Origin of the sequence: Runella rosea (genome assembly GCF_003325355.1) — a bacterium.
In the GTDB taxonomy this organism is placed as follows: Bacteria; Bacteroidota; Bacteroidia; order Cytophagales; family Spirosomataceae; genus Runella; species Runella rosea.
Genome location: NZ_CP030850.1, coordinates 424,468 through 446,770, shown reverse-complemented (window position 1 = coordinate 446,770; position 22,303 = coordinate 424,468). Strand labels below are relative to the sequence as shown.

General features: G+C 44.0%; 23 protein-coding genes. 10 read left to right on the top strand and 13 right to left on the bottom strand.

Translation table 11 applies throughout. The annotated features are described in order from the left end of the window. Positions 1–30: 30 nt before the first annotated feature. Both DR864_RS02085 and DR864_RS02080 read left to right on the top strand, forming a co-directional pair. On the top strand, positions 31–759 hold the full coding sequence (locus tag DR864_RS02085; RefSeq protein ID WP_114065387.1) for a GntR family transcriptional regulator: 729 nt from the start codon (positions 31–33) through the stop codon (positions 757–759). Positions 760–816: 57 nt separating this feature from the next. Beyond that, positions 817–1,851 carry a phytanoyl-CoA dioxygenase family protein gene (locus tag DR864_RS02080; protein ID WP_114065386.1) on the top strand — a complete coding sequence of 345 codons (1,035 nt, stop codon included), beginning with the start codon at positions 817–819 and terminating at the stop codon, positions 1,849–1,851. Positions 1,852–1,868: 17 nt separating this feature from the next. On the opposite strand, the gene DR864_RS02075 is transcribed toward DR864_RS02080, so the two are convergent. Beyond that, positions 1,869–2,522: a DUF1361 domain-containing protein gene (locus tag DR864_RS02075; RefSeq protein ID WP_229599498.1), complete on the bottom strand. Its 654-nt coding sequence runs from the start codon at positions 2,520–2,522 to the stop codon at positions 1,869–1,871. A 478-nt stretch (positions 2,523–3,000) separates the two neighbouring features. On the opposite strand from DR864_RS02075, the gene sucC reads away from it, so the two are divergent. Further along, positions 3,001–4,224: an ADP-forming succinate--CoA ligase subunit beta gene (gene sucC / locus DR864_RS02070; RefSeq protein ID WP_114065384.1), complete on the top strand. Its 1,224-nt coding sequence runs from the start codon at positions 3,001–3,003 to the stop codon at positions 4,222–4,224. A 66-nt stretch (positions 4,225–4,290) separates the two neighbouring features. On the opposite strand, the gene DR864_RS02065 is transcribed toward sucC, so the two are convergent. Beyond that, entirely contained in the window at positions 4,291–6,102 is a 1,812-nt protein-coding gene (locus DR864_RS02065; protein WP_114065383.1) for a T9SS type B sorting domain-containing protein, read from the bottom strand. A 151-nt stretch (positions 6,103–6,253) separates the two neighbouring features. Between DR864_RS02065 and DR864_RS02060 the strand changes: the two genes are divergently transcribed. After that, positions 6,254–6,784 (top strand): 5' nucleotidase, NT5C type, encoded by a 531-nt coding sequence (locus tag DR864_RS02060; protein ID WP_114070116.1) that lies wholly within the window; start codon positions 6,254–6,256, stop codon positions 6,782–6,784. A 61-nt stretch (positions 6,785–6,845) separates the two neighbouring features. On the opposite strand, the gene DR864_RS02055 is transcribed toward DR864_RS02060, so the two are convergent. From DR864_RS02055 to DR864_RS02030, 7 genes are all read right to left on the bottom strand, one after another. Continuing rightward, a complete protein-coding gene (locus tag DR864_RS02055) occupies positions 6,846–7,634 on the bottom strand; it encodes an acyl-CoA desaturase (RefSeq protein ID WP_114065382.1) in 789 nt (262 codons plus the stop codon). Positions 7,635–7,724: 90 nt separating this feature from the next. Continuing rightward, positions 7,725–8,399, bottom strand: coding sequence for a DUF4159 domain-containing protein (locus tag DR864_RS02050; RefSeq protein WP_229598998.1), 675 nt, complete (start codon positions 8,397–8,399; stop codon positions 7,725–7,727). Positions 8,400–8,500: 101 nt separating this feature from the next. Beyond that, complete coding sequence (locus DR864_RS02045) at positions 8,501–8,905, bottom strand: LytR/AlgR family response regulator transcription factor (RefSeq protein WP_114065381.1); 405 nt, start codon at positions 8,903–8,905, stop codon at positions 8,501–8,503. 125 nt (positions 8,906–9,030) lie between these two features. Continuing rightward, on the bottom strand, positions 9,031–9,741 hold the full coding sequence (locus tag DR864_RS02040) for a 16S rRNA (uracil(1498)-N(3))-methyltransferase (RefSeq protein WP_114065380.1): 711 nt from the start codon (positions 9,739–9,741) through the stop codon (positions 9,031–9,033). Beyond that, positions 9,741–10,058 (bottom strand): hypothetical protein, encoded by a 318-nt coding sequence (locus DR864_RS30610; RefSeq protein WP_229599497.1) that lies wholly within the window; start codon positions 10,056–10,058, stop codon positions 9,741–9,743. The genes DR864_RS02040 and DR864_RS30610 overlap by 1 nt, the downstream gene beginning before the upstream one ends. Beyond that, on the bottom strand, positions 10,028–10,942 hold the full coding sequence (locus DR864_RS02035) for a VWA domain-containing protein (RefSeq protein ID WP_229599496.1): 915 nt from the start codon (positions 10,940–10,942) through the stop codon (positions 10,028–10,030). The genes DR864_RS30610 and DR864_RS02035 overlap by 31 nt, the downstream gene beginning before the upstream one ends. 45 nt (positions 10,943–10,987) lie before the next feature. Further along, complete coding sequence (locus tag DR864_RS02030; protein ID WP_114065379.1) at positions 10,988–11,836, bottom strand: AAA family ATPase; 849 nt, start codon at positions 11,834–11,836, stop codon at positions 10,988–10,990. A gap of 231 nt (positions 11,837–12,067) precedes the next feature. On the opposite strand from DR864_RS02030, the gene DR864_RS02025 reads away from it, so the two are divergent. Both DR864_RS02025 and DR864_RS02020 read left to right on the top strand, forming a co-directional pair. Next, complete coding sequence (locus tag DR864_RS02025) at positions 12,068–13,792, top strand: GMC oxidoreductase (RefSeq protein ID WP_114065378.1); 1,725 nt, start codon at positions 12,068–12,070, stop codon at positions 13,790–13,792. Between the two features lie 39 nt (positions 13,793–13,831). After that, the gene (locus DR864_RS02020) at positions 13,832–14,506 is read left to right on the top strand and encodes a DUF3267 domain-containing protein (protein ID WP_114065377.1); all 675 of its coding nucleotides are present in this window, start codon (positions 13,832–13,834) and stop codon (positions 14,504–14,506) included. 13 nt (positions 14,507–14,519) lie between these two features. Here the strand turns inward: DR864_RS02020 and DR864_RS02015 are convergent, their stop codons facing one another. Genes DR864_RS02015 through DR864_RS02005 form a run of 3 tightly spaced genes read right to left on the bottom strand, consistent with a single transcriptional unit; the run spans position 14,520 to position 17,410 of the window. After that, entirely contained in the window at positions 14,520–15,194 is a 675-nt protein-coding gene (locus DR864_RS02015; RefSeq protein ID WP_114065376.1) for a polysaccharide deacetylase family protein, read from the bottom strand. A 39-nt stretch (positions 15,195–15,233) separates the two neighbouring features. Further along, positions 15,234–16,364 carry a glycosyltransferase gene (locus DR864_RS02010; protein ID WP_114065375.1) on the bottom strand — a complete coding sequence of 377 codons (1,131 nt, stop codon included), beginning with the start codon at positions 16,362–16,364 and terminating at the stop codon, positions 15,234–15,236. Positions 16,365–16,411: 47 nt separating this feature from the next. Further along, a complete protein-coding gene (locus DR864_RS02005) occupies positions 16,412–17,410 on the bottom strand; it encodes a lysylphosphatidylglycerol synthase transmembrane domain-containing protein (RefSeq protein WP_114065374.1) in 999 nt (332 codons plus the stop codon). Between the two features lies 1 nt (position 17,411). Here DR864_RS02005 and ruvC point away from each other — a divergent pair, with 1 nt between their 5' ends. Together ruvC and DR864_RS01995 are read left to right on the top strand one after the other, a co-directional pair. Next, entirely contained in the window at positions 17,412–18,002 is a 591-nt protein-coding gene (gene ruvC, locus DR864_RS02000) for a crossover junction endodeoxyribonuclease RuvC (protein WP_114065373.1), read from the top strand. Positions 18,003–18,154: 152 nt separating this feature from the next. Continuing rightward, positions 18,155–19,168: a WD40/YVTN/BNR-like repeat-containing protein gene (locus DR864_RS01995; RefSeq protein WP_114065372.1), complete on the top strand. Its 1,014-nt coding sequence runs from the start codon at positions 18,155–18,157 to the stop codon at positions 19,166–19,168. Here DR864_RS01995 and DR864_RS01990 read toward each other — a convergent pair. Continuing rightward, on the bottom strand, positions 19,152–20,525 hold the full coding sequence (locus tag DR864_RS01990) for a prenyltransferase/squalene oxidase repeat-containing protein (RefSeq protein ID WP_162793512.1): 1,374 nt from the start codon (positions 20,523–20,525) through the stop codon (positions 19,152–19,154). The genes DR864_RS01995 and DR864_RS01990 overlap by 17 nt on opposite strands. Positions 20,526–20,545: 20 nt before the next feature. Between DR864_RS01990 and DR864_RS29720 the strand changes: the two genes are divergently transcribed. Both DR864_RS29720 and DR864_RS01985 read left to right on the top strand, forming a co-directional pair. Beyond that, positions 20,546–20,689, top strand: a complete 144-nt coding sequence (locus DR864_RS29720) for a hypothetical protein (protein WP_162793511.1) — start codon at positions 20,546–20,548, stop codon at positions 20,687–20,689. Between the two features lie 275 nt (positions 20,690–20,964). Beyond that, positions 20,965–22,272, top strand: coding sequence for an SUMF1/EgtB/PvdO family nonheme iron enzyme (locus DR864_RS01985; protein WP_114065370.1), 1,308 nt, complete (start codon positions 20,965–20,967; stop codon positions 22,270–22,272). The last annotated feature ends 31 nt before the right edge of the window (positions 22,273–22,303 follow it).

Here is a 22,303-nt window from a genome sequence, read left to right as displayed (position 1 = left end):
ATTTTTGCCTTATTAAAAAACCGTCCATCAATGTCTGAAGTACCTGCCCGCCTCCCTCATTATCAACATTTGTACGAAACATTACGCCAGCAACTCATTAAAGGCGTCTATGAAATCGGGAGTTTGTTACCTTCTGAAAAAGAACTCCAACAAACCTATAACCTTACCCAACCCACTATTCGTCAGGCACTTTCGATGTTGGCCGAAGAAGGATTTATCAAAAAATACCAGGGGAAGGGCAGCATAGTTCAACCGCTTCCTGTGGGTTTGGGAATGCTTTCGATTCAGGCGCACTATCCCAATCCTTTGCATAAGGAACTCAAGGAGGAAGACATCCGAACCGAAATTCTAAAAAAACCTCAATTAATGCCTTTTCCTACCGACTTTCTTTTTACACCCGCCCAACCGAACGAGCCTTTTTATTATTTTGAACGCTTACGATTGGTCAACAAAGAGGTCATTTTTTTTGAAAGGCTGGCTTTTCCAGCGGCAGAAGTTCCCGATTTTCATAAACAAAAATTAGAAAACCGCTCCCTTTTTGGCGTCTTTCGGAGTCGGTACAACATCATTGTTAAAGGCGGAGAAGAAAAAGTTTGGGCTACCGCTGCCCAAGCGCCTTTAACCGATATAATGCGCGTGGCCGAGTATACCCCAGTGCTTCGTCTCGAAAAATGTATCGAGACCAATCGGCCTCATTTTACCATCTATTCGTCCTTATATGCGTGTACAGATACTTATTTGTTGAAAGGAAGGTTTTGATAATCCCTTTGAATCCTGATATATTTGGGAAACAATCATTTAACTTTCCTCTATGCCATGGGATTATTAACTACGCTAAAACAAAAGGTAATTGCGACCAAAGAACAATTATTTCCGCAAACAGAATTCGATGAAGCAACCCTTCCATGGATTGATCGGCCTGATGCAGACGTCGATGAATTTGTAAAAAAATATCAACCCAAATTTGACGTTTCCTACAATTTGGCCGAAAAGCTGAAGTTTTGGCAAAAAAATGGGTACGTTATTTTAGAACAATCGATTCAGTCTGAATTATTGGATATGTTTTGGTCAGACGTTGAAGAATTGGTGGAGCATCCCGAAAAATACAAAATGTGGGCGCGCATCGACCTACCTAAGTTTGATCCCGTCCGCGAACGCCACATCAAAGATTTCCCGAAAGAAGACCTCCAAGGAAAATACGTAAAGTTAAATGACTTTCATAACCTATCGGTGGCGGGCAAAAAACTCATGACTCACCCCGCCATTGTTAATTTTTTGGATGCGGTTTTCCAACAAAATACGGTGGTGATGCAAAGCCTAACGTTTATGTATGGCAGTCAGCAGCCTACACACCAAGATTATCCGTGGGTAACGGCCAAAATACCCAGTCATTTGGCCGCCGCATGGATTCCGCTGGAAGACATCAAAATTGACTCTGGTCCGTTGTACTATTACATCGGCTCCCATAAAATGCCTAAATTTAATTTTGGCAACGGAATTCTGTACAACAACCGCTCGACCAAAACAGCACTCGAATTTGCGGATTATCTTGACACAAAATGTGCGGAATTAAAGCTTCCCAAAGATACACTGCTTATCAAACGCGGCGATGTCCTGATTTGGCACGCAGCCTTGGCCCACGGTGGTGGTCTGATTACCAACCCTGACCAAACCCGTAAATCATACGTGTGTCACTATTCTACCCAAGAAGCCCTCCCTTTTCACCGTCATCGGTTTGGGCAAACGCCAGTCACCGAATACCACAATGGCGTTGCGATTTATCAAAATCCAGATTTCGGAGATCAAGAGAATATTTTAAATGAAGGAGAAAAATGGGATTCAAAAAAGTAAGGGAATCCGAATCCAATCTATATTTCATTGATGTGCCTCACACGAAAGCGTAATAGTGCCCAAAGCACCAAATAAAACATACTCAATAGCAGGCCAAATTCTAGGCTGAGAACCAATGCAGTGCGGTCAGTGAGGCTTTGCCAGACCGCACTCAAAAGTTCTTTGGGGTTATGAATAATGTCCCAACTGTTCCATCGACGAATTCGGCCTAAATAAATACCAAAGCCAGCCATCGGCAAGCTGAATGCCAACATGATGTTTCCAGTCGTATTTGTGAAGGTTTTTTGCCAGCAACGGTGCATCCAATACAAAGAAACAAGCCCGTTGAAAAGACTAACTTCGGCGTAATAAAAAAGCATGATGATATCATGCCAAGTCAAATCGCTGCCCATATTGACCGAAATGTGCAGTAAATCGGTAATCATGTAAGGAGCATTAGGGAAAAATAACAACCAGATGATGCTCCAAAATCCAACCCATTTGGGCAACTTCCCGAATCGTTTTACGGTGACATCCACCAGAAAAGCGACCAATAAAGGAATCCAACTTAAAAATAAATTCCAATCCATCGAAAAATCTACCGCTTCTTTAAATTGGATACGTATCATGTGATAGGTAAGCGCCACCATACTTAGCAGCAAAAGAAGCAAAAGTGGGTAGAGTCCTTCCATCGTAATAATAGGAGGATCTGATACGTAGAAGCGATACTTCCAAAACCTATTTAATAAACGTTTGAGCAAGATTTACGTTGATTTGTTTCCTAAAGAACGTCTAAATCACGGTCACCGTTTATGAATTTACAGAAAAGTTTTAGAATTAGGCATTAAATAGTTACTTATTTCTATTTTATCTATACTTATTACAATTTATTCCAGTCAATCTATTTTTGTTTTAATCCCCATTTTAAGCATAAACATAGATACCTCTCATTCCTGAGATTTAGCAGAAATAAAAAAGTTACCTAAATAAACAGTGAGGCAGTAATCCAAACGACAGAAAAATTGCCTGAACGGCGCTTATTCACGAACATTCTACACATTATCCTGCCCCATTCGGCTAAAACCATAGAAATCCTATTTCTCATTCAGTTATTTTCCGTAATTTGGCACGGTAAAACAAAAAATTACAAACACTCACCGGAATATATATATGAACATTCACGAGTACCAAGGAAAAGAAATACTCAAGAAATACGGTGTTCGCATTCAGGACGGTATCGTAGTTGATACCCCAGAACGCGCCGTAGAAGCCTACCGTTCGATTGCCGAGCGTACTGGCTCAAAATTTGTCGTCGTAAAATCTCAAATCCACGCAGGTGGACGCGGTAAGGGTCAAATTCAAGGTTTGGAGCAACGCGGCGTGCAAGTGGCGAAATCGCCCGACCAAGTGCGCGAAATCGCAACAAACCTTTTGGGTAACGTTTTGGTCACTCACCAAACAGGGCCTGAAGGCAAAAAAGTAAATAAAATCTTTTTGGCAGAAGATGCCTACTATCCGGGTGCTTCTGAGCCTAAAGAATACTACATTTCAATTCTGCTCGACCGTGCCAAAGGCTGTCCGGTCATTATGGCAAGTACCGAAGGCGGAATGGATATTGAGGAAGTAGCAGAGCATACTCCCGAAAAAATCATCAAGGAATGGGTTGACCCACGCGTAGGTTTGCAAGGATTCCAAGCCCGTAAAATTGCTTTTGCCTTCGGACTTTCAGGCAACGCATTCAAAGAAATGGTGAAGTTTATCACTTCTCTCTACACTGCTTATTGGGAGTCTGATGCGTCTATGTTTGAAATCAACCCCGTGTTGAAAACATCAGACGATAAAATCATGGCAATTGACGCCAAGGTAAACTTGGACGACAACGCCCTGATTCGTCATCCTGAACTCGCCATCATGCGCGATACCAATGAAGAAGATCCGTTGGAAGTCGAAGCTGGCGAAAGCAACCTCAACTACGTAAAACTCGACGGAAACGTGGGTTGTATGGTAAACGGTGCTGGTTTGGCCATGGGTACAATGGATTTAATTAAACTTTCGGGAGGTGAGCCTGCCAACTTCCTCGACGTAGGGGGTGGTGCCAATGCCAAAACGGTAGAAGCTGGCTTCCGTATCATTTTGAAAGACCCTAACGTCAAAGCAATTCTTATCAATATCTTTGGAGGTATTGTACGTTGCGACCGCGTAGCAACGGGAGTTGTGGAAGCCTACAAGGCCATCGGCAACATTCCAGTGCCCATCATTGTACGTCTACAAGGAACCAACGCCGAAGAAGGTGCACGCATCATCAATGAGTCTGGCCTGAAAGTATATTCAGCCATTGAATTCAAAGAAGCGGCGGCTAAAGTAACCGAAGTACTGAAGTCTCTTGGATTATAATCAGGAGATTTATCTACTATAAATTCACAAAAACAGGCAGTTTGCTTCGGTAGGCTGCCTGTTTTTTTACCGCAAAAGCAATACTTTTCCCCGCAACACATGCCCATTTGGTTCGGTGAGGATAACGTAGGCATATTCGCCGACGGGCAATACATTTCCATTAAACGTACCATCAAAAGGTTTAGGTGCTTCGCCAGTTTCATAAAAGACAGCTTGTCCCCAGCGATTGAAAATGGTAATTTGGGCTTGAGGATACAGTTCCAACCCTTTTAGTTCCCATGTGTCGTTTTGACCATCACCATTTGGCGTAAAAACATCTGGAACATACACTCCTGAAAACACATTAATCGTAATGCTATCTTCGGCCAAGCATCCCATCGGCCCCATGGCTACGATATGATACGTCGTGGTTTGTTCGGGCCTAAACAACGCCTTGGGCGAAACGGGATTATCAACGCCCGCCGTTGGCGTCCATTGGTAGGTATAACCAATGCCCAATTCAGCGTCAAGCGATAAGGAACTTCCCTGAAAAATAATGCGGTCTTCTCCCAAATTGAGCGTTGGCGGTCGGGAAACAATGACTTTTTTCTGGGCTTCCCCGTTCAAACAATCCAAAGCTCCTTGTACAATATAAGTAACAACATGCTCACCAACGCCCGCCAGTTTTGAATCAAAGGCTCCATTAACAACGCCCGTTCCCGAAAAAAAACCACCCGAAGGTATACCTTTAAGCGGAATCGGGTTGCCAAATGGCCCACAAAAATCGGGGAGTGAGTCGATTCGTACCGTAATTTTGTCCACTTTTTTTACTTCAACGGCTTTTGCTACCGCCTTACAACCATTCGTATCAATGATACTTACGGAGTAGCTCCCTTCCACATTTACCTCAAACTTATTTTTGGAGGCACCCTTAATCGGTTGCCCATTCATAAACCATTCAAACTTTTTCAAATCAGTTCCTGCGGCCGTTAAAGGCAGCGCCGCCCCTGGACAAAATTCATTTCCAGGACTTTCGATGGAAACAACGGGTTCGGGATGACGTATCACGGTGATGGGCAACGACGTAGTGGAGCACGAATTAGGCGCTGTCACTTTTACGCTATAAACACCTGCCTGTGCAATAATAATCGTGTCTTTTATTCCCCCAATCGGCTGTCCGTCTCGCATCCACTGATATACGTTGGTTCGGCCTCTGGTCGAAAAAAGCGTTACGTTTTCTCCCGCACAAAACCCTCCTTTTGAAGCACTAATTTCGGCTTTGGGCGGTGTAGCTGGTATAACTGTTAAATTACCAGATACGGTGGCACATCCGTCAGAGTCCGTGACCCTTACGGAATAAACCCCTGTTTCAATAACGTCAAATGAGGTTGAATTTGCCCGCTCTATCGGCCTGTTTTCACTCAACCATTGATAACTTAACGAACTGTTTCCCGTGGCGGTTACGGTCAGTTTTTCGTAGCCATCCACGCAGGGCGTACCCACAAAGCCGCCTCGCATCAATGGCCCTACAATCGGTTTTGGAATCAATGAAATAGCAACGGGGTCAGATACGACTGGATTTGTACACAACACATTGTTTTTAACAGTACAAGTGTAAACTCCTGCCTGATTGTTTCTGATTACCAAAATGGTATCCTTTGCGTTTGGAATATCAGTATTATTCAACCTCCACTGCACCACCGTCCCTTTTTCGTAATTCTTTAGATTAAGTTGGACTAAACTATCCTGACAAACGGTCGTTAGGGCGGCTACCGCGGGTCTTCCTGCTTTTGATACGCTAACAATCGGCTTGTTGATTGACAAATTACAGTCATTTCTTTGGGCTCTTCCTTGCAGCGCCAACCACCAAAGAAAAAAAATAATGTAACGCTTCGGCATAGCTTAAAAATAACAATGTATCAATGACTTAACTCCATTTCCAAAAGAAGGTTTTTGCAGATTGTACTATTTTTAAAACGCAAATTTTTAGGAAATGGTGAATTTTTCAAAAATTGAGACGGTTGTCTTTATAACTAACGTTTCAATAATAATGACAAAACCTCGCCTTATTTTAGACCAAGATGACGTACTGGCCGATACCCACGGCAAACTCGCTGATATTATCGTGCGTGACTTCGGAACGGGCCTTGCCCGCGAAGAATTCGACAAGATGTCTTTACACAAAATTCTATCTTCCGACCATCATCAACGCCTCTATGGACTCATTCATGAGCCAGGCTTTTTCAGCGATATTCCATTGGTGCCCAATGCGCAGGAAACTGTTCTTGCCCTTAGTAAAAAATATGAAATTTTTGTGGCAACGGCGGCGATGGAATTCCCAAATTCGTTTCGTGAAAAATACGATTGGTTAAAAAAATATTTCGATTTTATCCCTTGGTCAAATATTATTTTCTGCGGCGACAAAAGTGTGCTCAGTGGCGATTATTTGGTTGACGACCTTCCCCGTAACCTAAAGACGTTCAAAGGGAAAGGGTTATTGTTTAACGCACCTCATAATTTAGAAGATACCGAATTTGACCGAGTCATGGGCTGGGACGAAATTGCATCACGCTTGCTCTAAAACGAAAAAGGGACGAATATTTCGTCCCTTTTTCGTTTATTATATAAAACACAAAAGTGAATTAATGCATCATTTCAGCCTTTTGCTTAGGCACTTCTACTCCTACTTTTGACTCTTTCATTTTAATGATTTTGGTCCAGCTCAGGAGTTTAATTACGGGGTAAGTTGGGTCAAATTCAAACCATTTTGCTCCAAAATTAACCCGGTTGGGCAATTTGTGGTGATTATTCTGAAACAACTCTCCCATCATCAAAATATCAAAAATAAGTGAGTTTTTAGACTCATCTTTGTTGTCAAAATTTTGGTAACCGTATTTATGTCCACTCCAGTTGACAATGGCACCGTGTACGGGCCCCATCAAATAATGGATTGGCAACAATAGGAAAAACGCCCAGTGCATATCCAAATAGATAAACGCGAAGATGTAAAAAGCCGAATACAAAAGCCCCCAACCAAGACGCGACATCCACGAATCACCCAGTTTTTCGAGTTTTTCCCAATAAGGATAATCACGCTCAAAACGAGCCTCAACTTTCATTTTACGGCTCAAAACCGCATTATATATATCTTTGGTTTTCCACATCATCGTAAATACGTTCTCAGTATGGTGCGGAGAGTGCGGATCTTTGTCGGTATCACTGAATGCGTGGTGCATACGGTGCAAAATGGCATAAGCGCGTGGGCTTAAATACGATGAACCCTGTGAAATGTAGGTTAAAGCATAGAAAAACTTTTCCCAGAATTTGTTCATAGTGAACATTTTATGGGCAGAATAACGATGCAAAAAAAATGTTTGACAAAACAAGGAAAGATACCAGTGTCCAAAAAAAGCGGCCAATACTGCGTACATGAAAATTAACGGGTTATTTTAATGTGAAAACTTGTACAAATCTAAGAAATACTTTCGGCAAAACCAACAGAAAAAAGCGAATTTTCGCCGTTATTGGTTTACCGTAAGCGCGTATTGTACCAAGTTGGCTCCCATGCGCAACGCCTGCTGTCTCAGTTCTTCAGGGTCGTTATAAACACTTTGGTCTTCCCAACCATTTCCTAAGTCGCACTCGTAACTATAAAAACATACCAAACGGCCCTCCCAAAAAAGCCCAAATCCTTGCGGAGATTTAGCATCATGCTCGTGTACTTTGGGCAGGCCGTTGGGAAAATTGAATTTTTGGTGATAGACAGGATGCGTATAAGGCACTTCAACAAACTCTAATTCGGGAAAGACTTTTTTCATCTCCCGCCGAATAAATTTATCAAGGCCATAGTTATCGTCTAAGTGTAAAAAGCCCCCCGAAATCATGTAACGGCGCAGATTTCGAGCTTCCGAATCCGAAAACAGGACGTTGCCGTGGCCCGTTAAATGCACAAATGGGTAGGAAAATAAGTCGGGACTTCCCGGTTCCACAATGTCTTCGTCCGGGAAGACATTCATGCGCAGGTTTTGATTACAGAATTTAATTAAGTTGGGCAATGATGTTTTATTGGCGTACCAGTCACCGCCACCACCGTATTTAAGCTTTGCAATTTTATACGCGTACTGCGCATGGGCGGAGGGCAAGAAACAGAAAACCGTCAGCAGAGTGGATACAAAAAAAAGGCGAATAAGTGTCATAGTTGCCTTGTCTGAAATGGATAATTTATGGTTTTACGAACTTAACGTAAACGAACGGTTTACGCAAACATATATACCGATTTTATCCATCTCCAGCAAAATCAATACCAAGTTCGGCGCTCGCGCAGTTTGCTAAAGAGCGAAACCACGTTCCGATTGCGTTTGAGGGCCCGCCCTTTGCGGCGTGAAACGGGCAGTTGAACCCCATTTTTGAGTAAAACAAAATCGGAAGTCATCGACACAATGCAATTTCGATTGACCAAATAAGACTTATGAATTCTAATAAACTCGGTATCTTCCAGTACTTTATCAAAATGCTTTAATGTCTTAGCCTCCAAGTAGGTCTTTCCGTCTTTGGCAAAAAAACGGGTATAATTTACTTCTGATTGGAGGTACATGATGCTTTGAATATCAATCGTTCTGACCAATCCACCGATGTGAATGCAAAGGCGGTGAATGGGGGTTTCTTCAAGTTGAGGTAGCGAAAAGAGTTGTGGCTGCGACATGGCTAAAATTGATTTAAGGTTTTTCAATGCCCCAAAGGTGGGGTTTGATGCGGCCCTAATTCAAATAAGAAACAGTGAATCGTACCAATAGCCAAGTGAACCGTGGAGAATTCCCCAGCGAAGCGTTAGGGTTGGGATATAATATTAACCAAATGAAGCGTTTGACAAGCTACTAATGCGGCGGTTTCGGTACGTAAACGCGTATTACCGAGCGTTACCATCTCAAATCCGTGCTCTTGGGTTAACTGTATTTCAGCCTCCGTAAAATCTCCTTCGGGGCCAATCACAACGGTATAATTTTGGGTAAAACCCGCTTTTTTTAATAAATGCGCGGGGATTTTATCTTCGGGCAAATGCGCAATGAACTTTTGGGTAGTATTGACCGTAGGTACGTATTTCCCAAAATCACCGACTTCCCTGATGTGGGGCAAAAAGGCCTGCAATGACTGTTTCATGGCCGAAACGGCGATTTTATGGAGGCGTTCCAACTTCATGTTGCGTCGTTCAGAATGCTTGGTATAAAAAAAGGAAACGGTATCAATCCCGATTTCGGTCGCTTTTTCCACAAACCACTCAATTCGGTCCATGTTTTTGGTGGGGGCCAACGCAACTTCAATCCGATAGTTTCGCGGGGTCTGTACGGTTTGTTGAACCACTTTTAAATCACAACGTTTGGGCGTACTGCTTTGCACAACGGCATCATACCAGCTCCCCTGCCCGTCCGTGACCCGCACCGCTTCCCCTTCACGCAAACGCAGTACTTTGGCGGCATGAAAAGCTTCGTCGTCGATTAAAGCGGAAAGTTCGGAGAAATTGGGTTGGTAAAAGAGGTGCATTAACTTTCAAATTTAACTTTAGGATTTTTTAAACATTTCATTGCTTGGGTCAGTCCGCTGAGTGTGAGCGGAAACATTCGATTGTCGGCCCATTCCCGAATGATACTGATGCTGTGGGTGTATTTCCAGTAATCTGCCACCGTAACGGGATTAAGCCACACAAAATGAGGATATTGTTCTTTAAAACGATTGAGCCAAACCAGCCCCGACTCTTCATTATAATGCTCTACGCTGCCTCTTGGATGCGTAATTTCGTACGAAGCCATGGAGGCGTCGCCCACAAAAATCACTTTGTATTCTTTGTTGTATTTATGCAATACCTCCAACGTAGGTACGCGTGAACTTCGGCGGGTATTGTCGCGCCAAAGGGTTTCGTAAACGCGTTATGAAAATAAAAATATTCGATGTGTTTGAACTGGTACTTAGCCGCCGAAAACAATTTTGAGCATTGCTCGATGTGCTCATCCATCGAACCGCCTACGTCCAACAACAGTAACACTTTAACGTTGTTTTTGCGCGACGGATGCATGTGAATGTCCAGAATGCCAGCGTTGCGGCTGGTGCCTTCGATGGTGGCATTCATATCAAGCTCTTCGTCTACACCTTCGCGGGTCAAAATTCGCAACCGCCTCAGGGCCATTTTCATGTTGCGGGTGTTGAGTTCGAGGTCTTCATCGTAATTTTTATACTCCCGATTTTCCCAAACTTTGGTGGCCGTACGGTTGCCCGCAGAAGGCCCTTTTACCCGAAAACCCTCTGGGTTATAGCCATTGTTGCCAAAAGGTGAAGTCCCACCCGTACCAATCCAAGTATTGCCTCCGTCGTGACGTTCATTTTGTTCTTGAAGCAATTGCTGAAACCGCTCAAAAAGCTTTTCTAAGCCGCCCATCCGTTCTATCATCTCTTTTTCTTCGTCGGTCAACTCGCGCGACAGCGCATCTTTAAACCATTCGGGCGGCAAATGGGTCTCCATTATTTTTGCTTCGACAGTTTGGGCATTTTGGAAATACTCGGCAAAAAGGCGATCAAACAAATCATAGTGCATCTCGTTTTTGATGAGCGCCGTGCGACTGAAATAATAGAACTCCTCCGCACTCATGTCAATCACCTGTCGTTTGAGCCCTTCCAACAGGTTCAAGTACTCCCCGATAGAAACGGGCAAGGCGTGTTTTTTTAGCAGTAAGAAGAATTCTAAAAACATATTTTCAACCATTAAATCAGAAAATAATCACACAAAACGCAGTCATTAATACGGTTTAAAACCCTTTGCCCGGAGGGCCGCGTACAAATCATTGTCTTGTTCATTTTTGAGCAAAGCACCCAAAAACGGTGGCACTTCGGGCAGAGATTCGAGGTCTTTGAGGTCGTCGGCGGAGACCTTTGCCCACAAAAGCAATTTTATCCAATCCAGTAGTTCGCTCGTAGAAGGTTTCTTTTTCAGGGCTTTTACGTCGCGCACGGCAAAAAATGCTTTCATGGCGCGTTCTAGCAGCTCTTTGTCCAGTTCGGGATAATGCACATGTACAATTTGCTGCATGGTATCACGGTCGGGAAAACGAATAAAGTGGAAAAAGCACCGCCGCAAAAACGCATCTGGCAATTCTTTTTCGTTGTTTGAAGTAATGATGACAATCGGGCGCTGTTTGGCCGCGATGGTACGGTCGAGTTCATAACAGTAAAACTCCATGCGGTCGAGTTCCTGCAAAAGGTCATTGGGAAATTCAATATCGGCTTTGTCAATTTCATCAATCAGCAACACCACTTGTTCTTCCGACTCAAATGCCTCCCATAATTTGCCCTTTTTGATGTAGTTTTCGACGCTGTATACGCGCTTGTCGCCCAATTGCGAATCCCGCAAACGCGATACAGCATCGTATTCATAAAGCCCCTGATGCGCATTGGTGGTTGATTTTATATGCCACGTTATGAGCCGTTTACCCAGTGCTTTGGCCACTTCGTAAGCCAGCATGGTTTTGCCAGTACCCGGTTCACCTTTCAACAAAAGTGGCTTTTGTAAGCTAACGGCAGCATTGACCGCGACCGACAATTCGCGGGTTGCTACGTATTTATCAGTTCCTTCAAAGGGGAGGTTCATGGTTAGGGTAGTTGATTTGCTAATTAATTTATATTTATTACTGTCGGAAAATCGTACTGAAGTTACTTTACGCTCAATTATTCGCTTCTTTTTCCTGCCGCAAATTACACTTTTTTTTATCGTCTCATTGCTTCGTTTGGGCTGCTTAAAAACAACTGAAACGAGAGTATAAAAAAACGGTGATTGACTTATTATAATAAGTTAAAGAAAAATCGCATTAACGGTAATAAAATGTACCTCAATACCGACGTTCAGAAAAATAATACCTACGACGCCATCGTCATTGGTTCAGGCATCAGCGGCGGATGGGCCGCCAAAGAATTGACCGAAAAAGGCTTACGCACCCTAATGCTCGAACGCGGTCGCGACGTAAAACATGTTGTCGATTATCCCACCACGATGTCCGCACCGTGGGAGATGACCCACCGTGGACGTCTGCCGCTCGAACTCGCTGAACGCGTGCCGATTCAGCGCAAAACGGGCCCGGCCGCCAATGAATACGGCAATCATTTTTTTGTCAAAGACGACGAGCATCCTTATACCCAAATCAAGCCCTTTGACTGGACACGCGGCTATCAGGTAGGCGGTAAATCGCTGATGTGGGCGCGGTGGGTACAGCGCTGGAACGAAGATAATTTTGAAGAAAATGCCCGCGAAGGCATCGGGGTTGATTGGCCCATTCGTTACAAAGACCTCGCACCGTGGTACAGCTACGTTGAGCGTTTTATTGGGGTTTCGGGCAATAAAGACGGCATTAAATCCTTGCCCGACGGCGAGTTTTTGCCGCCTTTTGAGCTTAATTGCCTTGAAAAACATTTCCAAAAAACCGTTGCCAATAAATACAACGACCGGCATTTTATCATCAGTCGCACCGCCAATTTAAGCAAGCCTTCGGCGATTCATACCGCCTTGGGACGCGCGGCCTGCCAGTCCCGCAACTGGTGCAGCCGTGGCTGTCCTTATGGGGCTTATTTCAGTACCCAATCCTCCACCCTTCCAGCCGCTATAAAAACAGGTAAGCTGACATTACGCCCGTTTTCGATTGTTCATTCGATTATTTACGACGAAAAAAAGGGAAAGGCCACGGGAGTACGCGTCATTGACACCAATACCTTAGAAATGACGGAGTTTTATGCCCGCATTATTTTTGTCAATGCCGCTACCATCAACAGTACCGCCATTTTAATGAATTCTACTTCGGGGCGTTTTCCCAACGGTTTGGGCAACGACAGCGGCGCGCTGGGCCGTTATTTGATGGACCATAATTACCGAATTCGGGTGAGTGGCATTTACGAAGGACCAGAGTTTAATGATAGCTATTATTTTGGTCGTCGGCCCGCAGGCTCGTATGTACCTCGCTTCAGAAATCTCGGAAATGACCGACAAAAAGACTTCGTACGCGGCTATGCCTATGCCTGCGGAGCGGGGCGCCAAGGTTGGGAGCGTTGCAACGGAACAGAAAGTTTTGGGGCGGATTTTAAAGAAAGTATGACCAAGCCCGGCCCCTGGACATTCAGCATGACTGGCATGGGAGAAATGCTCCCGCACGTGGACAACAAAATTGAACTTGACCCTGATAAAAAGGATAAATGGGGAATGCCAACGCTGAAAATTGATTGCCAATGGCACGAAAATGAAGATAAAATGGTGTTGGATGCGCTCAGCCAAGCGCAGGAAATGATGCACAATGCGGGAATTAAAGTTACGGCGGCGTTTGATAACCACCAAGCCCCAGGGCTTGCCATCCACGAAATGGGCACCGCCCGCATGGGCCGCGACCCCAAAACATCGGTTCTCAACGGCTTCAATCAGGTTCACGCCTGCAAGAATGTATTTGTCACAGATGGCGCAAGCATGGCTTCATCGGCCTGCCAAAATCCATCGCTGACGTACATGGCCCTCACGGCACGCGCCGCTGACCATGCCGTCAAAGAAATGAAAAAAATGAACCTGTAAACTTTTTATTTCCTTCGTGGTTTTCATGAAAAACAACGTATGAAACCCACCGTAGAACAACTGCACGATGCAAACTCTTATGAATTGATTGACTCTTTCCACGTGGATGAAATGGGGAAATTTCTGATGCAAGAATTAGGGATAAAACAGCCTGATAATCAACCCACAAAACCCAAATTAAACGCCAAATCGTTGCTTTTTTTCGCAGTGTTTGCTGGCATTGGGGGCGTTGTGGGCTGGTCAATCGGAAAATTCATTCCAAAATCTGAAGGTGGATTAGATTCCTTTGCCACCCAATTCGGTCTCGCGTTCCTGTGTTTTTTTATTGTTTTACTCCCCATCCACGAAGCCATTCACGGGTTATTCTTTAAGCTGATTGGTGCCCAAAAAGTAGGTTTTGGGTGGTCAATGAAAAGCCTGATTGTGTACGCCTACGCTCAAAAATTTGTCATGACCCTCCGCGAAAATGCATTGGTGGCCGCCATGCCTTTTGTGGTCATTACAATTTCGCTCACCGTTTTATGGTTTATTTTTCCGCAATGGCAGTTTTTTTGGGGAAGCGCCCTATTCCTGCATACTTTCGCTTGCATGGGCGATTTTATCCTGATTCGTTATTTTTACAAAAACCGTACCTCACGGATGTACACTTATGATGATATAGAGGAGAAGAATTATTCGTACTTTTTTCGTGAAAAATCAAATCAAGCCGTCTGACGGTTTGGTTTGCTCAGTAGACTTTCATGGCCTCGCCCAGCTTGAATTCTACCGAAACCTGCTGAGGTAATGCTTCAAAACGGTAGCCCAAAGCTGAAAAATGTTCAAGAAACCGGGGCAGCACATAACTCATGTTACGCCATGCTTTGAGGCTGTCGTGCATGACTACGATAGAACCCGCCTGCGTGTGTTTCAGCGTTTTTTCGAGGCAATGCTCGGGAGAGAGGTATTTTTCAAAGTCGCCCGTTAATACTTCCCACATCACAATGTGATAATTATTGAGGAGCGGCTTAGCTTGACTCAGCTTAATACGACCGTATGGAGGTCGAAACAAGTTTGTTTTTACGGGCAAGATCTTTTGACATTGGGCCACGTTTTGCCAATAGGTTGAGTCGTCGGTTTTCCAACCATTGAGGTGATTTTGCGTATGATTGCCAATGCTGTGTCCATTGACAACCAATTGCGAAAAAATATCAGGGTATTTCAGCACATTATCGCCAATACAAAAAAAGGTGGCCTTGGCATTAAAGCGCTCCAATTGTTCCAAAACCCACTCTGTCACGTCGGGGATGGGACCGTCATCGAAGGTAAGATATATAATGTTTTCGTCCGTCGAAATATTCCACACAAAAGGTGTGTAGAAAGCCTTGAGCAGGCGGGGTGATTTGTGAACAAACAATGGAATCATTCGCTGTAAATAGTGAGTTTTGTCCGTCAACTGTACTTTTTAACGCAATCTCCTCCCCTTCCATTCATACTCTCTCTGTTGGGCCGCCAGTCCAAAAAACAACACATAAAAAGGATAAAAAAGTTGCACTAAAGGAATATACCAAACAAAGGTACGTTTCTTCAAGAAACTGATAATCAAACTTAAAAATAGAAATTCAGGAAGAAATTTAAGTATTAAAATTGTATTCATCCCAAAATCCCTCATTTCTTCTCCCAATGCTTTGGCCACTAACACAATCGTCAAAGCATTGACAATAAACACAAAAACGGCCACAATCATCGTTGCTGGCCTACGATTCACGGCCCACTTACCCGCCCAGCGAATCCGTTGCCGATAAAAAGTCCGCCAATTTTCCTGCGGTTGAGTACGAACAATGGCCGCTCCATTTTTCACAAAATACGCACTTCCAGGATACCGCTGATGGATTTTTTGGAGTAAAAACTCATCATCTCCCGACGCTATCTGGTCTACTCCTTCATACCCGCCGACTTCGTCAAATGCCGCCCGTTGATACGCAAGATTGGCGCCATTGCACATCGTGGGGTGCTTCGCTTCTAGCAAACAGGCACCCGTACCTATCAAGCTGGCAAATTCAATGGTCTGAAAAATATCAAAACTATTTTTTTCATCCAAAAAAGTTACAGGGCCACTGATAAACTTGGCGTTGGTTAGCAGATAGGTCTGAACAATCGTCTCCAACCACTTCGCTCCCACCCGACAGTCGCCGTCGGTAGTGACAATCAATTGGCCAGAGGCTATTTTCAATGCCACGGTTATCGCCCGTTTTTTTGGTGACATTACCGCAACATCATTTAAAGAAATAAGCTTTAAATCTAAAAATTGTTCTTTTTCAAACGCCCGAACAATCGCTTCAGTTGCATCGGTAGAAGCATCATTCACGACGATTACTTCAATATGCCGCTTATCCAACGTCTGTTGCTGCAAGTCATTCAACAATACGCCAATGTTCCGTTCTTCGTTGCGAACAGGAATAATGACTGATAATTTAAAATCGTTTGGAACGGAAATTGTTTCAGAATGTCGTTGAGGAATACGTATCCACTGTACACAGAGCCACAGGCAAGCCGCCGCATAAAGAAAAAAAATAAAAAAGACGCCATACATCATGCGGCGAAATTACAAAAAACTGGTCATTCCATGCCTCAACTTATTAATCACTCCCGCCACCACTTCATCTTCAACGTCCAAAACGCGCCCACCAACACTGGAAGCAAAATATTAATGCACCATAAGGTTAGCGTTACGGCCACCACCTGGGCGGGGGCAATGTTATAAAAGCTAAAAAAGTACAATGAGGACGCTTCTCGGATGCCCAAATCGCCCAAAAAATTGAGCGCTGGAATGAGGGTTTTGGCAAAAAATACCAAAAAAATACAGGCAAGCGCCGTCAAAATGGGCAGTGAGACGTCAAAAATCGAGAGCAACAAATCAAACTGAAGGGTAAATACCCCATAACGAAGTACAGCCCAACGAAAAGCCCGACGAATTTCAACCAAATCGTATTGAGCAATCACGTCTACGTAGGGTTCAATCCACCGAAACCATTTGAAACGCTCCAAGTAACGCTCAGCATTTTTTCTACTTATAATCAACCAAATACCAAAAACCAAGGTAACTATTAATACCCCTAGCAGTGTTAGCTGCGGCCAGTTTTGCAGTGTGGAATGCTGCCCAATGAAGAATCCCCATCCAAGTGTTCCAAAAAATAATGATACATAAAATTGTAGGCCATTGGATAGCAGCGCCGCTCCTACTCCAGTCAGGCGCTGATGGCTTTGAAGCGACAGCACCCGTCCTGCGGCATCACCTACGTTGTTGGGCATGATAAACCCTAACGCCAATCCCGACAGAACACCTTTCAGCGATTGTAGAAAACTGATATTCTCAATCTTTTGGGCCAACAATTGCCACTTTCTACTTTCGCAGGCCCAATTGAGAGGGGTTAACAAAATCACCATCGCCAGCTCAGTTAAATGATTGGCGGTAAGCCGCTCCCGCAGTAATTGAAGGACATCCTGTAAACTTTGGCCTTTTTCCCGAATCGTCACGTACAGGTAAGAAAGCATAGCTACCAATAGTAGCCATTTGAAAACCCATCCGATTTTTTTGAGAGAATACCACCGAGAAAACCACGAACGGGTGTTACTTTGCATAATGCAACAAAACCTATCAAATCAGCCAACTGAAAAAATCATTTTGGGCGTCGACCCTGGCACCCGCATTGCGGGCTACGCGATCATCCGCATCATCGAACATCGCATTGAACTCCTACAATACGGCGTGTTAAAACTTGACAAATATAACAGCCACGAACTGAAACTGAAGAAAATCTTTGAACGCATCACGCAGTTAATCGAAGAGTTTTTGCCCGATGAAATGGCCATAGAAGACCCTTTTTACGGAAAAAACCCCCAATCCATGCTTAAACTCGGTCGCGCACAGGGGGTTGCGATGGCCGCCGCCCTCAATCGCAGCATTCCGATTGTGGAATATTCGCCCAAAACCGTAAAAATGTCGGTCACGGGTAGCGGAAGCGCCTCTAAAGAGCAAGTCGCTTATATGCTCGAAAGCATTCTCAAACAAAAATTGGAAGCCCAATACCTAGATGCTACCGATGCTGTGGCCATTGCTATTTGTCATCATTATCACGCCAATGCGCTTCCCTCGGCCGCCTCCAAAAAGAAAGGAGCAAAAAAAGGTGGCTGGTCAGCGTTTGTCAGCGAAAACCCCAACCGAATCAAATAGTTGAAGTAGGAAATGAGGCAAAAACCTCATTTCCTTTTAATAAATAGTGGTAAAACCCCGCGAAGTTGTCTTCTTGTAAATTTGTAAAGAAAGGTCTCTTGACTATTTTTGCAAATAAGTCTATAAACGCGAACCCTTAGAAAATCTCGTCATTGTTGAACTTTACCGCCAAAATAACGCTCGTCTATGCCCTTTTTATTGCTTTTTGCAGCGCCCAAGCGCAGGAAGTACGTATTCAGGTGTTACAACAAGGCAAAACGTTTAAAGACTCTTCCTTTTATGACATAGTTCCCGTAGGAAATCGTTTCTGGATTGGGGGCAAGTATGGCACCTTAAAATCTAGTGATTCTCTCGGCAATCTCACGGATGTTTCCTACCCAAACCTTCACGTTGATATTTATAAAATTGACCGTTTTGATGCTCAAAACTTAATTGCCTGCGCCGATCAAGGCGTTATTTATAAGCACAATCTTCTGGCCAAGACTTGGGAAGTCATCAAGGTAAAAGGGTACGAAAAAGCCTGTTTCTACAACATGGCTGTAGTAAATGACTCCACGGCGTTTGTATGCGGGGGAAATACCGCCATTGCCCATTCTCAAAAAACCATTCCCCTGGGTTTTATTCTAAAGTCTACCGACCGGGGTCGTACGTGGCGAAAAGTGTACAGCAATGCGTTCAAAATGGTCTGGTGCGTCAAGTACAACCCTCATAATCAGCAGGTTTATGCGCTTATGTACACCCCCAACCGCACCCACCTGTACACACTCGAAAATGACCGCTGGCAACGAAAACAAAAAGTAGGAAACAGTATATTTCACGAAATACAGTTTGAGAATGCCACCGATTTTGTAGCAATGGGCGGTTGGATTGGTAAGAAAGGACGCATTTATCGCAACACTCAAAAAAAGGTTATCAACGATGCTGGCTTGATTTGGGGACGGGTTTCCAACCACAAATACGACCTCTATACCGCCTGTGACGGACAAATCGTTTTGGACAATAAAACGGGGAATTATAAGCGATTCGGGATAAAGCTCAACGACCAATTTAGTATATATGAAGCTATTTTCACCTCCGACCATACCGCGCTGGCCATCGGAAGTGCGCAAACGCTGCTACACATCACCGTAGTTGATTCTGATTTGACGGCTAGTCACGCCCAGTGATTGATTGACTGAGATTTTCTTGCATCATGTATTTTTGCAGTGCCTGCGCCACCAGCGCCGTTGTGTAAGCGTCTGATGTAAAATAAAGCACATTACGCACCACCGTTCCGCCTGAGAAATAAACCCCTCCTCTCCAAAATACCTTGTTATCAACCCGTTGCCGCTGATTAAGCAAGAATTTTACAGCCTGATTCAATGAAGTTTGAGGGACATTTAACCCTATCTTTCTAAAATTCAGAAGGGCCAACAACGCATAAGTTGTCGACTGTAATTCATCACCATGATTGACCCGACGACGACTACGATAGCTTCCTGCCTGCCTTTGCGATTCCATCAAATGCTGAAGCATCAAGCGCGCAGTGGGAATCAGGGCAGTATCTCCCGCCGCCAAAGCCCGCGAAACGGCATAATGAAAATGATACCGATTGGGATAATAATGCCCCGCCCGGCTCCAACGTTTTCTGACGGCCTGATGATAAATAAAACGATGAGCGCCAGTTGTGCCCCTGCTCGAAGCTAACTCACCTTTTTGGGCTAAATAAGCCAGCACATTGGCATTGACGACGGCGTCAACGTCATTGGTTCCATAGGGAATATAAGGTCGATATGGCTTTGGATAACAAATACTTTGTTTCAAATAAAATATCTGATTGTGGCCGAAAGTTTTGACAATGCTCCATTTATTGAAAGCTTCCTCCTGCCCTAGCCAAGTCATGTACGCCCCCGAATGTGCACAACCGTTAAATAAATAATTATACCAATGCCGATTTTTTCTGAGCGTGTCAAGATAGGTATCAAATAATTGAAAGGACGCCAATCGGTGTTCTGATGCCCCCCTGAAATCTGACAACGAATCACTTTCAACTCTCAGGCTTATTTGTTTTCCAAAAATTTGATAATGATACAACCCCGCCAAGTTTCCCGACGCCGTATCGTCGGCGTCATTTTCGACATTGGCCGCATTATTTATATAGCGCGACCTAAGTTTGTAGTGCGTAGGACGCCGCACCCACGGCACAGGGCTAGGTTGGGGACCTTTCTGCAAATCCCGATTGGGTGGTAGTAGCTTCCAAAAATTGTATTGTTGACTGGTGGCATAACTTTGAATCTCAGGAAACGAAGCGCGCAACATCGGCAGGATTTGTGTTAAAGACGTATCTGTTAAGTACATCTCCGACAGCAAGTTATAAATACCCGACGTTGTAAAACTATTGGAATCACGGTACTTTTGGCGCGTGCCCAGCATTACAAAACGCTTATGCATTTGCATGTAAGCCGGCCATTCTCCAGCGTACGTTTTTCCCTCAATGGTTTCTTTACACTGCACATCCGCTAAAAATTGAAGCGCCTCTTTCAAATCATTTTGAAGCGTATCAAATGAAATTTTCGACTGGGCTGCTGTTTGAAAAGACGAAAAAAGAAGTAAAAAAAAGTAAAGCCATCCCATCACCCATTGGACATGGCGAAAAGAGCTTAGGTTCAAGCACTCCAATTTGTGCAGCTGTTCAAAACACCCTTTGATAATATTTATTGAAAATCTCATCAGGACAGACAATAGACCCAATTTTATGTTCGTTATTAGACCGGTAAATTAAACGGAATAATCCTTAGATATAATCAAAAAATCGGGGTTATTTAAGTTTGGCAAAGTTATTGATACAGAACAAATCAATAGAATTTTAGTTGTATTTTAGGCAATAATCGTATTTTTGCCCGATTCTTTACCAAATAACAGTACTACTTGTAGCACAATAACGAGCAACGAATATCAAATAACGATTAACTATTTAATCTAAATGGTCAAATTCAGTATGAAAGCGGCGATTTGGGTACTGGCAGCCACGGTGCTGTTTAGTGCTTGTAAGTCAAAACATCCTTCCAGCCTTAATCCAGGTAAAAAAAGTACGGCTACAAACTCCGACTTTGCCTCTAAGAATGGAAAGAAAAGTAAAAAGAAGAAAGGTGCGGCAGATTCGCAGGAATCAGACGGTTTTGTGGTATTACCTTACAAGTCACAAGTAGTAGGACCCAACCTTGTCTTTATTGAAGGCGGTCGTTTTACGATGGGGGCATTGGAAGAAGATGTGATGAGTACGCACGATAACCGCGAGCGTACTGTGAGTGTGCAGTCATTTTATATGGACGAAACAGAAATTGCCAATTTGCACTATTTGGAGTATTTGCACTATACACAACGCGACTCGTCGGCAGAAGTATATGCAAAAGCGTTGCCTGATACCACGGTTTGGTACGATCCATTGTCTTTCAATGATTCATACGTAACCTATTATTTCCGTCACCCAGGCTTCCGTATGTACCCTGTAGTAGGTATTTCATGGATTCAGGCCAACGATTATTCTACGTGGCGGACCAATTTTGTGAACAGCAACTTGGCTAAACAAGCCAACGGCAAAAGCAAGAAAGGCTCTCCTATGAAGCGTAGCAAGAAAAAAGGACAAGCTGCTGCCGAATCAGAGGCATTGATGGCAAGTTCACCTTCAGCACGCCCTGCGGTAGAAAGCGGCTATGTTTTACCTAATTATCGCCTGCCAACAGAAGCCGAATGGGAATATGCATCTAAAGCCATGATTGGTACGCAGTATGCCGATGAAAACCAATCCAATCAGCGGATTTATCCTTGGGATGGCTCATCATTGCGCAATCCTCGCGGTAAAAACAAAGGTCAAATGTTGGCCAACTTCAAACGGGCGCGCGGTGATTACGCGGGTATTGCTGGTAAATCAAACGATGGTGCCATCATTACCGAAGAAATTTACAAGTATCCGCCAAATGATTTCGGCTTGTACAACATGGCTGGTAACGTAAACGAGTGGGTATACGACGTCTATCGTCCACTTTCGTTCATGGACTTCAAAGATTTGAACCCACTGCGTCGAGATGGTTTTCTTGATGACGAAAAACGCTACGATGCCAAAAATAGCAACTCAGTCGTCAATGATAAGTTGCGGGTTTATAAAGGCGGCTCTTGGAATGACGTAGCCTATTGGCTTTCACCAGGTACGCGTCGTTTCTTATCGCAGGATTCATCTACTGCAACCATCGGTTTCCGTTGCGCAATGATTTCAACGGGAAGAAATAAATAGACATTCCATTTTTTGAAATAGAAAGAGGGGC